At 34.4% G+C, this 14487-nt stretch carries 14 protein-coding genes; 8 read left to right on the plus strand and 6 right to left on the minus strand.

Annotated features, from left to right (window positions below; translation table 11 throughout):
- The first annotated feature begins 3 nt into the window (after positions 1–3).
- The 6 genes from RBQ61_RS06740 to RBQ61_RS06765 are packed head-to-tail and all read left to right on the plus strand — an operon-like array spanning position 4 to position 4908.
- Complete coding sequence (locus RBQ61_RS06740) at positions 4–795, plus strand: sigma-70 family RNA polymerase sigma factor (protein ID WP_308139725.1); 792 nt, start codon at positions 4–6, stop codon at positions 793–795.
- Between the two features lie 4 nt (positions 796–799).
- Positions 800–1552, plus strand: a complete 753-nt coding sequence (locus RBQ61_RS06745; protein ID WP_308139726.1) for a flagellar hook-basal body protein — start codon at positions 800–802, stop codon at positions 1550–1552.
- Between the two features lie 17 nt (positions 1553–1569).
- Positions 1570–2268 carry a flagellar hook-basal body protein gene (locus RBQ61_RS06750; RefSeq protein ID WP_308139727.1) on the plus strand — a complete coding sequence of 233 codons (699 nt, stop codon included), beginning with the start codon at positions 1570–1572 and terminating at the stop codon, positions 2266–2268.
- Between the two features lie 35 nt (positions 2269–2303).
- On the plus strand, positions 2304–3773 hold the full coding sequence (locus RBQ61_RS06755; RefSeq protein ID WP_308139728.1) for a DUF342 domain-containing protein: 1470 nt from the start codon (positions 2304–2306) through the stop codon (positions 3771–3773).
- 50 nt (positions 3774–3823) lie between these two features.
- On the plus strand, positions 3824–4429 hold the full coding sequence (locus RBQ61_RS06760) for a chemotaxis protein CheC (RefSeq protein WP_308139729.1): 606 nt from the start codon (positions 3824–3826) through the stop codon (positions 4427–4429).
- Positions 4426–4908 (plus strand): chemotaxis protein CheD, encoded by a 483-nt coding sequence (locus tag RBQ61_RS06765; RefSeq protein ID WP_308139730.1) that lies wholly within the window; start codon positions 4426–4428, stop codon positions 4906–4908. Before RBQ61_RS06760 ends, RBQ61_RS06765 begins: the two co-directional genes overlap by 4 nt.
- A 64-nt stretch (positions 4909–4972) precedes the next feature.
- On the opposite strand, the gene RBQ61_RS06770 is transcribed toward RBQ61_RS06765, so the two are convergent.
- Genes RBQ61_RS06770 through RBQ61_RS06795 form a run of 6 tightly spaced genes read right to left on the minus strand, consistent with a single transcriptional unit; the run spans position 4973 to position 11404 of the window.
- On the minus strand, positions 4973–5242 hold the full coding sequence (locus RBQ61_RS06770) for a late competence development ComFB family protein (RefSeq protein ID WP_308139731.1): 270 nt from the start codon (positions 5240–5242) through the stop codon (positions 4973–4975).
- 14 nt (positions 5243–5256) lie between these two features.
- Complete coding sequence (locus RBQ61_RS06775; RefSeq protein WP_308139732.1) at positions 5257–7035, minus strand: S-layer homology domain-containing protein; 1779 nt, start codon at positions 7033–7035, stop codon at positions 5257–5259.
- Between the two features lie 8 nt (positions 7036–7043).
- Positions 7044–7676: a PilZ domain-containing protein gene (locus RBQ61_RS06780; RefSeq protein ID WP_308139733.1), complete on the minus strand. Its 633-nt coding sequence runs from the start codon at positions 7674–7676 to the stop codon at positions 7044–7046.
- A gap of 15 nt (positions 7677–7691) precedes the next feature.
- On the minus strand, positions 7692–9704 hold the full coding sequence (locus RBQ61_RS06785; protein ID WP_308139734.1) for a cell division FtsA domain-containing protein: 2013 nt from the start codon (positions 9702–9704) through the stop codon (positions 7692–7694).
- A complete protein-coding gene (locus RBQ61_RS06790; protein WP_308139735.1) occupies positions 9697–9987 on the minus strand; it encodes an EscU/YscU/HrcU family type III secretion system export apparatus switch protein in 291 nt (96 codons plus the stop codon). The genes RBQ61_RS06785 and RBQ61_RS06790 overlap by 8 nt, the downstream gene beginning before the upstream one ends.
- A complete protein-coding gene (locus tag RBQ61_RS06795; RefSeq protein WP_308139736.1) occupies positions 9974–11404 on the minus strand; it encodes a hypothetical protein in 1431 nt (476 codons plus the stop codon). The genes RBQ61_RS06790 and RBQ61_RS06795 overlap by 14 nt, the downstream gene beginning before the upstream one ends.
- Positions 11405–11601: 197 nt before the next feature.
- Here RBQ61_RS06795 and RBQ61_RS06800 point away from each other — a divergent pair, with 197 nt between their 5' ends.
- Both RBQ61_RS06800 and RBQ61_RS06805 read left to right on the plus strand, forming a co-directional pair.
- Positions 11602–13677 carry a chemotaxis protein CheA gene (locus RBQ61_RS06800; protein ID WP_308139737.1) on the plus strand — a complete coding sequence of 692 codons (2076 nt, stop codon included), beginning with the start codon at positions 11602–11604 and terminating at the stop codon, positions 13675–13677.
- A 2-nt stretch (positions 13678–13679) separates the two neighbouring features.
- Positions 13680–14486, plus strand: coding sequence for a protein-glutamate O-methyltransferase CheR (locus RBQ61_RS06805; protein WP_308139738.1), 807 nt, complete (start codon positions 13680–13682; stop codon positions 14484–14486).
- Position 14487: the final 1 nt, after the last annotated feature.

Here is a 14487-nt window from a genome sequence, read left to right on the forward strand (position 1 = left end):
CATATGATTTTAACTGATAATAATCAGGTACAATCCAATGAAGATAAATTATGGGAACATTATTATGCTGCAAGAGATATCCATACAAGAAATTTAATAATTGAAAAATACAGCTACTTAGTTAAAATAATAGCTTTGAAACTGAGGGGTATATATCAGCAATACGGAGATGTGGAAGATATCGTAAATGAGGGAATGATTGCTTTAATGGAAGTAATAGAAAAGTACGATACTTCGAAGAATACAAAATTTGAAACATATGCATCAATACGTATTAGAGGATCGATTATTGATTATGTCAGGAAACAGGACTGGATTCCGAGAAAAGTAAAAAGTGACTATAAGGTAGTGAAGGAAGCTGAGAATGAATTATCTAATAAGCTTGGGAGAGTTCCGTCTGATACTGAAATAGCAGAATATCTTAAAATGGATATGAGTCAATTTAATCAAATTGTCAACAATGCATATGGTACAAGCATTATGTCCTTTGAAGAGCTGTTGGGGGAAGCAAATTTGAGAGACAATGAGCTTAACAGTGCATACGAACTGCCTGAGCAAAAAATGGAATCAAAGGAGCTTCGACAGGTTTTGATTGAAAGCATTAATAATCTTAAAGAAAAGGAAAAGCTGGTTATTTCACTTTACTATAAAGAAGAACTTAAACTGAAAGATATAGCTGATATTTTAGCTATAAGCAATTCAAGAGTTTCGCAGATACATACGTCAGCATTGCAGAAATTAGGGAAAAATATAAAAAATTATTTAAATGATAATTTTGAGAAGAACGAGAGGTGACAATATGTCAAGAGGGTTGTATTCTTTAACATCAGGAATGCTTACACAGCAAAGGAAAATAGACATTTCGGGTAACAATATAGCAAACATGAACACAGCCGGCTATAAAAGAGAGCAGGCTGTTACATCAAATTTTGGAAACATGCTGATAAATAAATACAAGCAAAACGGAATTTATACAGAAGCAGAGGAAATAAACAATGTTTCCATAATAAGAACTGTAACCGAGAATAATACCATACATTCTCAAGGAACATTGGAAGAAACCGGAAGTAATACCGATTTTGCCATTGTAGGAGCGGGGTTTTTTGCAGTTGATAATAACGGGCAAATTTCATACACAAGAAACGGAAGCTTCAATATTGATGAAGAAGGGTATTTAATTCTTGAGGGGGCCGGAAGAGTTCAGGGTGAATTTGGAGAAATATATATAGGAGGAGACACATTTGATTTCTCTGAGGACGGGAGCATAATAGTTGATGATGAGGTTATTGACAGTATTGCTGTTTACGATTTTGAAGACTATGCCGATCTTAGAAAATTCGGAGAAGGAATGTTTATATCGGATGTTGAACCTGATCTTGTGGACTACCCTTCAATAAAGAATAAAACTATAGAAAGATCAAATGTAAATATGACAGAAGAGATGACTAATGTTTTGTCGTCTCAAAGGGCATTACAGACAGCAGCCCAAGCGTTGAAAATATATGATATGATTAATGATAAGGCGGTTAACGAAATAGGAAAAATTGGATAGCGGGAGGACAAGGATTAATGATTAAAGCATACTATACGGCGACGAATGGTGCATTGAGTAGCCAGAATTATCTCGATGTATTATCTAATAATATGGCTAATATGCAAACAGAAGGTTTTAAGAGATCTAAACCGGAATTTTCTGATTTATTGTATACTAATATAAGAGGTGTGCAGGGAGAGAATACCGATCTAAAGTCAGGTAGCGGAGCAAAAATCAGCAAAGTGGACGTAATACATACTCAAGGTGCACCTGTAAGAACAGGAGTACCTACGGATTTTGCTATTCAAGGAGACGGATTTTTTGCTGTACAGTTTGAAGAAGAAAATATGTTTACAAGAGGAGGTAGTTTCGAACTCACAAATATTGACGGTGAAAAATACCTGACATTTCAGGGAGGTTATGTACTGAATGAGGATGAAGAGCCTATAATTGTAGAAAATGTTGAAGATATAAATGTAGGAGTATTTATATTCAGCAACAGAGGTGATCTGGCCCAGGCCGGTGGCAATCTGTTCAGAATTGCAAATGATGATGCGGAATACAATCTGTTTGAAGAGGCGAATGTTGCAAAGGGATTTTTAGAAGCTTCAAATGTTGAGATGTCGGAAGAAATGATAAAACTTATTCAGACACAAAAATCATTTCAACTGAATTCAAGTGTAATTAAGACAGCAGATGAAATAGAACAGACTATAAATGCTCTAAGAGGATAAAATGTAACAGAAATCTTATTGATAAAGGATATGCCATGAATAATTCAAATAATATAATTAAAGATGATACTGAAGAAACTGCATTTGTACAGGAGGAAGCTGTTAGATGCAAAATCAATCACCTTATTTCTGCAGATGGATTAAAGGCTTATATTAGAATTGAGTCACCTGATAATCAGGCAGAGTTGTACTGCGAAGAAGTACTTGATTACTTGGCAGAGCAGAATATTGTATACGGCATAAGAAAAGATGAGATTAAGAATTACTGTATCAAAAAAGAATATTCAAAAGAACTTGTTGCTGCATCAGGTAAAGAGCCGGTTAACGGAACAGATGCTCAACTCGTTTATGACTTTGATATATCAAAAGAGAATATTTTTATAGAAGATGAGGACGGAAGAATTGATTTCAGAAATCTAAACAATGTAATAAATGTAACTAAAGATACGGTATTATGCCATATAATTCCGGCAAAAGAAGGAGAAAATGGAATCGATGTCTACGGAAAGCCTGTTTATTACAAACCCGGCAAAAATGTCTCGTTTAATTACGGTAAGAACACACACATATCTGATGACGGACTTAAACTTCTTGCATCAACAGAAGGTTGCGTTGAATTCAAAAACAATAAAGTCTTTGTGGAAGGCGTTTACAGAGTAGAAAATGTGGACAACTCAACCGGAAACATAGATTTTTTGGGAAGTGTAATCATTAACGGAGACGTCAAAGAGGGATTTTCTGTAAAGGCGGTAGGCGACATTAAGGTAAGAGGCATGGTTGAAGGCGCATTTATAGAATCAGACAGTGATATCGTAATAAGCAAAGGAATGAATGGAATGGGCAAAGGAACTATTTATGCGAAAGGTAACGTAACAAGCAAATACATTGAAAATGCTAATATAGAAACCTTAAAGTCCGTATATGCAGAAGTATTGATTAATAGCAATGTAAAAGCTGCTGATTCAATAATACTTAGAGGCTCCAATGCTGCCATAATTGGTGGAACTAGCGAAGCTGTAAATGTAATTTACGCAAAAACAATTGGCAGTAAAACAAACTTGGAAACAAATTTGGTTATTGACCTTACAAAATATCAGGAAGAGCAGAAAATAATAGACATAAAAAAGAAATCGAACTTTAGACTTGAAAAGGATTTGGTACTAAAAAAGAAAGAACTAAAAGAAATAGATGAGAAAATGGATTTAATACTAAATTCATCCTTGGATAGCGAAAATAAAAATAATGTTCATAAGCAGCTTGTGCTAATGAAGATCAAAGCTAACAATGAAATTTATGAAATAGAAAGACAGCTGACAGAAATAATTCCAACGGATAATATTGCAAATCACAAAATAATATGCAAAGGTATTATGTATTCTAATACAAGAATATCAATAGGATGGATGAAGTTCAGGGTCAGACAGGATATCAGCTATAGCAAAATTTATAATGACGGCGATGACATTTCCATAGTGACGTTAAATTCGGCTGACTTGGAAATATAAAATTTTCTTAAAGCGATATCCACTTATATATTTTAGAGGAGGGCAGTACTTTGGAATTAAATGATATGCACATAGATGTATTAAAGGAGATAGGTAATATAGGGGCAGGAAATGCGGCGACGTCTTTATCCAGTATGCTTTCCAAACGAATTGATATGAACGTTCCGGAAGTTAGTCTTTTAAATTACAATGATGTGATTGACTCTATCGGAGGTGCCGAAAATGTTGTGGTAGGAATTCTTGTGAGCTTTGGCGGAGATATTGACGGTGTAATTTTATTTTTGCTAAAAAAAGAATTTGTTCATCTTATAATAAATTCTTTACTTGGAACCGAACTACATAATTTTGAGGAAATATCTGATATGGAGATGTCTGCGTTATCAGAGATAGGAAATATAATGGTCTCTTCGTATGTGAGTTCAATTTCGTCTCTTACCAACATGAAAATAGATATAACAGTTCCATCATTGAATATTGATATGTCAGGAGCGTTGCTTGATGCTGTTACTGCTGAATTTTCTGAAGCAGCTGATAAAGTAATTTTTATCAAGGAAAAATATTTTTGTCAGGATGAAACGGTATACAGTCATATGCTTTTACTCCCAAGTATTACATCCCTGCAGATTTTATTAAAGAAGTTTGGATTGGATATATGAGCCAGGAAGTAAGTGTAGGAATCTCAGACATGAAAATAGTAACTTCTCCCAAGGGATTAATTTCTTATGCTTTGGGCTCATGTGTGGGTATTTGTATCATAGATAAGGCGGCTCAGCTGGCAGGGATGGCTCATATAATGCTGCCGTATAAAAATAATTCCAATGAAACGAACAAATTCAAATATGCAGATACGGGGATAACGGAAATGGTTACGCAGATGGAACAGTTGGGTGCAAAAAGAGCAAGAATGATTGCAAAAATTGCAGGAGGAGCTAAAATGTTTGATATAAAAAGTAATTCTTCTTTGGGCAGTATCGGTGAAAGAAACATAGGAGCTTCAAAAGAGACACTGCGTGTGCTTAACATAAGGCTGTTTGCTGAGGACGTTGGGAAAAATTATGGGAGAACAATTATATTTGATAGTACCACTGGTTATTTAACAATTAAATCATTCGGGAAAAATTTAAAGGTTATATAAATATTAAACGACAAGGAGGCAAAGTTAATCTCCTTGTCGTTTGTTTTATGATATAATATTTTGATCAATGACTGGGATGCTTTGAAATAAATTCAATAGCCTTAATCACTTCTGCTATAACTTCTGCCTGGTGTTGAAATTCTAGGGATGAATATTCTGCATAAACCTCTCCCTTTTTCGTTGTTATGTAGTTCGGCTTGAGATTGTTAAGTGCTTTTGCTGTTATATCGTCAATACATTGCTCACACTTGCAGATTTCTTTGTATGCAGGGTCATTTTTAAGTAAGCCGGTTAGACAGTTTTTTACAATTTCTTCTGTGTAATTAATTACCATTATAATCTCCCTGATTATTGTATTTTTTCTCTGTACATTCCTACCACTGAAATAATTATGTCATTGTAGTATTTATGTTTTGCAATATCATGAAAGCTGTAATACTTATTATATAATGAACTCACAAAGGACAGCTCTAAATATGACGGGTTGTATCCGTATAACATGTTAATCGCATGTACCACTTCCCCTCTTGTTATAGGCCTATCAGGATAAAATTTATCAGAATTGCTTGTTACAAGGCTTCTGCCCGCTATTTTAATAATTTCTTTTTCTGCCCAGTGATCATGTATATCTGAATAATCAATATTATTTGAAGCCGGAAGGCTGTTAAGCAACGATTTGTAAGAGCTTATCTTTGTCAGCATCTGGCAGAATTCAGCTCTTGTTACATTATTATCCGGCTTGAAGGTTTTGTCCTTATAGCCTGAAACATATCTTTTTGCGCTGCCCATAGATATATAGTCGCGCGCCCAATGAGTGCTTATATCGGTGAATTTTGATTTTAAATGGGCACTTGTATCGTAGGGGAGATCGTTAAGTCTGCAGAATATGGTGACCATTTCAGCTCTTGATATTGATGAGTCCGGGCTAAAACTTACCGGGCTCTTTCCATTCATATACGCCGGAAGTATATTTTCAAATATTTTTGGCTCATCAGGCTTTTCGTATCTAGAACCTCTATCTTCAAACAGCTTTTCTGTACCGCCGAAATCATGTACGTCAAGATTAATTTTGTGCTTGCTCCTAGGGGTTCGTGCCCCTTTTTTTACAGTAATTGTTTCAACAGTTCTGTTGCCGCTTTTATCAACCACGGTAAATATATATTCACCTATGTACTTTATTTCTGAAGAATGGATGTATTCTGCCTCAGTTCCGTCGATGTCAACATATTTTCCATCATAAGTGATAATGTAATCAAGACCGAAATCATCTTCTGCTTCCAAACTTAAAGTATCGTCATTTACTAATGACAAATCGACATTAGGTCTTCGGTAATCTATCCCTGTGATATTAAAGTTAAATATGTGCTGAGAGTTTCCCGATTTAACTAAGACTACATAGTTACCGTTGTCGTCATAAATATCCTTTGCGGGTACAGCTTCATAAGATTCATTGTTCGTGAAGTTGTATCCGAAATATTCCACAACTGTGCTGTAATCATTATAGTTAACAGGTGAAATGTGTATTAGTAGATAAAATTCACCAGATTTTATAATTTTATAATTATACATCTTTCCTTCAACATCTATGGAAAGATCAAAGGGCACATTGTTTTTAAGTTTGTCTATGTAGTAATTAACCTCGTTTGTTACAAAATCTCCATTTGGAGCGGATATCTGCCTCTGTCTGTCAAGATGCATATAAAAAAGAGGGGATTTTTTTTCGTAATCATACTTCAGTTTAAAATCCGCATGTATTTCATCCGCTTCATTATCCTCTTCATCTTCAATTTCGTCAATATCATCTACGATGTATGTAAATGTTTTTTTATATTTACCGTCATACACCGTAAAAGGATATTTACCGTTTCTGTCGGCTATAAAAGAGGTACTTGCTGCTTCTACGAAGTATCCTGTGGGCAGATATATGTAATACGTATATTCCTCGTCGTCATCTTCATCATAATATTTGCTGCCATAAGGAGTGATTGTAATTTCTTTAAACTTTGTATCTGAAACATCACTTTCCGTAAATTTTGCTTTTATATTGTTGCTTACAGCACCGTAGCATGTGCTGATGATGCTTAATGCTAAAATTAATATACCTGTTATAATTGCTGTTTTTTTCATTGGTACTCCTATCTGTTTTTGTATAATTGCAGCTGCCTGTCGTACAAGTATTTTGTAATTACGGATTCATTGTATGAATTTAATTTTTTAAACATACAGCCGTAATTTTTGGCAGACAGTTCCTTTGTGTATGAGTCGTAAATCTTATCTATTCTTATTACTTTTGCTTTTAATTCAATAACCTGATATTTTTCATATTGAAATTTGAAAACAATTATGTCATTTATCAGCAAATCGTAATTTGAGGATATCATCATACCGCCTATGCTAAGGTTTAGAATGGTAATTTCCAAATTTGGAACATTTTCTGTCACATCCTCATCATTTCTATATAAGTAGTCTATATATAATGATAAATCAGTGCGTACCTTTAGGGAGTTTCTTCTTTCAATAATAGGGTCATTTCTCAATATCATAGCATTAAGCTGATTTATTGAGGCAAGGCTTACCTTGCAGTAATATGGTTTTATACCTGAAAACTCATTGTAAATTTCAATGTTAATTTCAGATCCTGATTTTAATATTGGCAGGTCATTTCCTTTAACCTTTATTACTGAGCTTCCTATGCTTAGCAGCATTCCCACACCAATTAGTTTTTTATTTTTATCATAAATTTTAACCTGCTTTTCTGTGCTTTTCATTTTATCCCATCCAATTTATTTTGTATATTCAGAGTCCCATTTAATAACAATATTGTCATCTTCGGCTATGGGGTTAAGGTAAGAAGCTTCATTTCCGTTATGAATGAGCACAATATTGCCTTTTGGGTTCGAAGGATCTATATTTGTGAAAGTCAGCATGTCGGCAAATATGTATGGGGACCCGTTGTCACGCTTTGGAAGTTGTATTTTTTTGCCGTTAACCGTAACACTAATGAAAGAATCAAGTATCAGCTCCTCCTTTGGAACTTCTTTTTCAGCTTTATTTGCAATTACGGGCTCAATTTTCAAAATATCTACCTTTAGTCCGTCATAAAGCTTGTATTCTAAGTCTGCTTCAATGCCATTGATATAACTCTTATATTCTTTTTCATCTAAATTGTATAACTTGTACAAATCGCTTATATTTTTTAGCTGTATAATTTTCAGAACATCTGAATTTCCTATTACGTAATCCTTGTCAACTTCCGTATCGTTAACAAAGAAATTTGAGCATAATTCTGTAGGTACTCCGTTGAAATAAACAATTCCACTGTTACTTTCTTCAACAATGTCGGAAATTTTAATAACGTGAGTAGCTCCGTCTTTAGCGGGAATAATTTCAATTGTATCTCCGGGCTGTATCTCAGATTCAATATTAGCAGAGACTGAATTAACATAAATCTGACATGGAGTAGAAAATTCTCCTGCATAATAGTGCTCTTTGCCGTCGACAGTAAATCTCAAACTTTTTCCTGAAAAGCCAATCAATTTCTTCGTATCAAATCCCGACATAAGTATGGCATCCATAACCTTCATTTGCTTTATCCCATAAAGCCTTACTTTTTTATTGTTTACCTTAACGCTGAAAAAATCGTAATTCCTGTTAAGAATTACTGAATAAGCGATTCCCAAAGGAGTAATAAGCTCGGGGCCAAAATTGCTTAAGGAGTTTAAATCTACATTGCGAAGGCTTTTTTTATCGGTTAATGCTATTCTGGAATTCGGAATATTCAAAAGTTCTGATAAGAATTCTCTAATAAAGGGAGTTTTACTGCCTCCGCCTGCTAAGAAAACAGCGGCGGGTGTTTCTTTGTTCATTTTTGATATTTTTTCAGCTAAATCTGCGCATAAATCATAAACGGCAGTTTTTATTGATTCGAGTATCTCGTCTTTGCTTATATCCTGTGTAATTCCCAAAACATTTGTTACCGAAATATATTCATCCACCTCATTGAGCATAAATTTTATTTCTTCTGCCGCTTTAAAATCAACCAGATAATTTTTCATTATGCACTCAGTGATTTCGTCACCGGCAATTGTTGCCATGTCATAACCCACAACACTTCCTGCTTTAGAAATGGCTATGTCTGAAGTCCCGGCTCCGATATCAACCAATACTAAATTTAGGAGCCTCAATTCTGGCGGTATAATTAAATCCATTGCAGCAATTGGTTCCAGTGTCAGATTACATACTTCAAGCCCGTTGTTGTCCATGCATGAATATAAACCTTCAATTACAGTGTGCGGTAAAAAAGCTGCAATGATTTCTACCGAAACCATATTTCCCCTGTGCCCTTCGATATTAGACATTGTTTTGCCGTCAAGTTTGTATCCCAGTACGCTGTACCCGACGCAATAAAATAAGTCTTTTTCTGAATTTTTTATAAATATATCTTGTGCAAGCTTTAAAGCTTCTGTTTCCATGGCAGAAATAAATTCTGCGGTTAAGGGAGATCTTATATCGATATTTTTTTCCAGCATGATTCGTTCGGTTTTTAAGGCTCTTCCTGCTGCAGCTATGCTTACTCTTTCAAGCTCGATGCCCAGCTCTTCTTCAAGTTCGCCTTTAACTGTACCTATAACCCTGCTGACTTCTTTTATATTCTCAATCTGACCGTCGACCATGGATCTTTGCTTGTGCAAAATGCTTTTAATGCTTCTTATTTTTAATGTATTTTCTTCATTATCACATACAACTCCAACAACAGAACGGGTACCAATGTCTAAAGAAAATATATAATCATTCATTTTCAGCACCATCCTTTTGTAGTTTGAAGTTAAGAAAGTAAACATAAATATCAACTATTGCACTAAAAAGTTCCTCCGGTATTTCACTTCCCATATCAAGTTGCGACAGCAGAACGGCAAGAGAATCATCCTTGTATACGGGCACTCCTGTTTCTTCAGCAATTTTTACTACCTTATCAGCAATATACCCTGCTCCGGAGGCTATTACAACAGGAGAATTATTTTTATTTGGATCATACTTCAAAGCTGCTGCGCGCTTTGAATTGTCGTTATATTGTGACATCTACACCGCTTTTCCTTTCAGATAGATTTGTAAATACATCGCTGAATTTTCTTTTCTTTACGCTTTCCTGGATATTAATTCCGGAAACACCTATGTTATTTTTGTTCAGCAGATTGTTTAAATCATTCTTAATTTTATCAACATGCTTCGATATGCTGCTAGGTACATATATGTCCAGGTTAAGTGAGGATTCTTTAAGTACAACAGTCGTTTCAAAGTAACCGATATTCTGTATGTCAAAGGTTATAAAGACCTTGTAAGTCGGCGTATATTCCTGCTTTCTTTTTTTTGAAGGACTATCCTCGTATTCTTTGCCTATCCACAGTTCAGAAAACATAAGCATGCCGTTATAACTTAAAGGCAGGAACATATGAATCAATGGAATGTGCACGTTTTGCACAAACAGAAGTGATTCGGTCATATCGTTCATAACTCCTTTGTTAACATGGCTTTCACTGTCCTTTACTCCGGATTCGAGTAGCTTTACAAATGAATCAACAGCATCGTTTTTAAGAGATGACGAAGCTTCATAAGCAGTTATTAAAGAAGCCTTCAATGATTCCATAAACTCTTCTTTTACATCAAAATTATACTTTATATATTCGAACAAGGTTTCAAGGCTGTCGGCAAAGCTGTCTTTTGATGCTGATTCCAGTCTAACGATATTATGGACAAGAACTGATACATAGTCTCTTATCGGTCCAAAATCGTTCATTTTAGAAATGTACCGTCCCATAAATGGAAGAATTTCATTTTTCAATACATTCAGGTTTAAGTCAATACCTTTTGAATTATCTGATATTATTTTTCCGGTCATTTCATTAAAAGAATTTTTAAGTATCTCAGGTATATTTCTTTCTATGTTTTTTAAAGCTGATGTGATTGAACGAGTAGTTTCGTCAACAGATGCAAAACAATCGTAGCTTCTCAAAAAATTGCGTACAACATATTGAAAATCTTTGTTGTTTGGATTACTGTTTATAAGAGTTCTTAAATTGTCAAAAAACTCCCCGTGAAATTTCGTATATGTATTCTGCTGAAACTTGAGAAAATTTAAAATTTCGGCATCATTCATTTCTATGTCATGCAAAAGTGTTTCAAACAAAACGCTTAATATCGGATCGCTTTTTATGTTTGCGTTAATAAACTGTCTGTTAAGCAGCAGCTTTTTTGCCCCATCTGTTAGAACAGGAGAGTTCTGCAGGATTTTTATAAATTTTTCGAACACAGAGTCAGGATTGTAGTTAAAAAGGTTCTGACCGGTTTGATTGCTTGGATCCTGCTTGGACGGTTTTGTTACTTTGGTAGGATCTATTACGTCAAATGGTGTAATTTGTTCTGTTTTTAGTTTTGGTTTACTGTATGAACTATCATTTACCGTATTGCCTGTTTTAATATTTATATTGTTGTCAAACATAATGTCTCCTGAGTTAAGGTATATTTATTATACTATATTATCAAATAAATTTAAACTCTATAAGTAGTATATCGGCAAAAATATGGTTTAAATAAGTCAAAAAATAAAAAACATACTCTAAAATGCTTAATAATTTATAAAAAATGCCGATATAAAAAACAAGAAAAGGTTCGAATAATTCGAATAAGGAGATTAATATGGATAACAATTTTGATTCTGTACTGGACATGTATCTTTTTGAAGCAAATTCTCTGCTAGAACAACTGGATGAAATTTTACTCAGGGCAGAAAGCGAACAGGCATTTGATAAAGAGTGCGTCGATGAAATATTCAGAATAATGCATACAATTAAGGGCTCATCTGCAATGATGCAGTTTAACAGCATTATGACAATATCACATAAAGTAGAAGATTTGTTTTATTATATAAGGGAAAACGGAGTAGAAGCCAAATATAATGAAGACCTGGTAAATCTGGTATTCAAGTTTACGGATTTTATAAAAGATGAAATTTCTAAAATAGAAGAAGGGCAGGAACTTGAAACAAATCTACAGCCATTTGAAAAGGAAATACTGGATTTTTTGAACATAATATCTGGAAAAACGGCTGCAAAAAATACCTCACCAAACGAAGAAGCAGCATTGACTCAATCTTCGGCTGTTCTAAAAAAAGAGGAAGAAATTGATGAAACGGCTGCGAAAACAAATTTTACAGGCAATGCATATGCTATTAAGATTATTTTTGATGATGATATTGGAATGGAAAATATAAGGGCATATCTAATAGTTAATCAATTAAAAGAAACAGGAGTTGATTTTTCGTATAAACCGGAAAACATAGAAAGTATTTCGGAAACATCTCAGGACATAATAAAAAACGGATTTTTTGTATACGTTGATGATAAGGAATCTTTAAATGCTGCTGTGGGCGTAGTAAGAGAAGCTTTAAATGTAAAAAATTATACAGTTATAGAATACTCTAAGGAACAAAAACAAAGTCCTAAGGAAGAGCATGCAGAGATTAAAGATAATTCCGGGAACTCAGGTGCAGTTGTAAAACCCGTTAGTACTGCAAGGGTGGAATCAACAGCAAAGCACAGTAAGCAGAGCTTAATTACTGTGAACCTTTCAAAGTTGGACAAACTGGTGAACATCGTGGGAGAATTGGTTATTGCGGAATCAATGGTGGCTTCAGATAATGAGATAAAAAAGCTGAATTCTGAAAATTTCACAAAATCAACCAGACAGATGCGAAAGCTGACAGACGAACTTCAGGACATTGTAATGTCTCTCAGAATGGTGCCTGTATCGGGCGTGTTCCATAAAATGAAAAGAATAGTACGAGACATGGGAAAGGAATTAGATAAAGATGTTGAACTGATACTTTCCGGAGAAGATACAGAAATAGATAAAACCATTGTTGACGGAATTTCAGATCCAATAATGCATTTAGTTAGAAATGCAATGGATCACGGAATTGAATCGGGCGGTGAAAGAATACAAAAAGGTAAAAACGAGAAGGGTATAATAAGACTGTCAGCTTCAAACACAGGCGGAGAAATTCACATAACTGTTGAAGACAACGGAAGAGGATTTGAAAGCGAAAAAATTCTCATAAAGGCTAAAGCAAAAAATATGCTGACCAAACCTGAAAGCGAATATACTGCGAAGGAAATCTATCAATTCTTGATGCTACCGGGATTTTCAACAAACGAGGCAGTTACGGAATATTCGGGAAGAGGAGTTGGTATGGATGTTGTTAAATCAAATGTAGAAAAGGTTGGCGGAACTGTTGCTCTGGACAGCAGAGAAGGTGAAGGGACAACTATAACATTTAAAATACCTCTGACGCTTACAATAGTTTCCGGCATGCAGGTAGTAGTGGGAGAATCGGAGTTTATTATACCGATTAAAAATATTCAGCAGTCATTTAAAACAACTGAAAAGGAAATTATCAACAACACTGACGGCAGGGAAATGATTTTAATCAGGGAAAAATGCTATCCCATTGTCAGAGTAAATGAACTGTACGGCATATCATCCGATGTTACAAGTATTGATGACGGAATACTAATTCTTGTGGAGTCCGGAGACAGCAGCATATGCTTGTTTGTAGATCACATAATAGGAGAACAACAGGTTGTGGTTAAGCCGCTGCCTCAAATATTAAATAAATATAATTTAAAAGAAGCAGGAATTTCCGGATGCTCCATACTGGGAGACGGAAGTATAAATTTAATCCTTGATATAGGAAATTTAATAGAAAGTATGTAGATATGGTAAAATTAACAGACGGCGAATTTCTTGAATTTGTTCATTATATGCATAATAATTACGGAATAGATCTTTCTAAAAAAAGAATATTGATTGAGGGAAGACTATCGAACATAATAGAAAAAAAAGGCATGAAAAGCTTTGGTCAATACCTCGAAAATGTTAAGAAAAATAATAAGGATGAAATTACAACACTTATAAATAAACTTACTACAAATTATACATATTTTTACAGAGAAGATAATCACTTTAAATATTTAAAAGATGTGATACTTCCTTACGAAGAGAAGAATAATAAATCAAAAATACTGAGCATATGGAGTGCAGGTTGTTCTTCGGGAGAAGAGCCGTATACACTGGCCATGGTAATTGATGATTATTTTAAGTTTTCAAGAGGTCAGTGGAAAATTCAAATATTGGCTACAGATATATCGGAAAATGTCCTTTCAAAGGCTCGTGAGGGAGTTTACGCCGAAGATTCGTTAAAGAATCTCCCAGAAGCATATAAGAAAAGATATTTTGCAAAGACTGACGACGGTAAATTTCGGGTTTTGCCTAATATAAGAAAATATATAACCTTTAATGTGTTTAATTTGATGAATCCAATAGCTGTTAAAAATAAACATGATGTAATTTTTTGCAGAAATGTAATGATATATTTTAATGCTGAAACAAAAATAAATATGGTAAATAAATTTTATGAGGCGACAAAGCCCGGTGGGTATTTGATGATTGGACATGCTGAAACCATACAAAGGAACCAATCAAAATACCAATATATAAACCCGGCAATCTATAAGAAGGTATAAT

Source organism: Sedimentibacter sp. MB35-C1 (genome assembly GCF_030913635.1).
In the GTDB taxonomy this organism is placed as follows: Bacteria; Bacillota; Clostridia; order Tissierellales; family Sedimentibacteraceae; genus Sedimentibacter.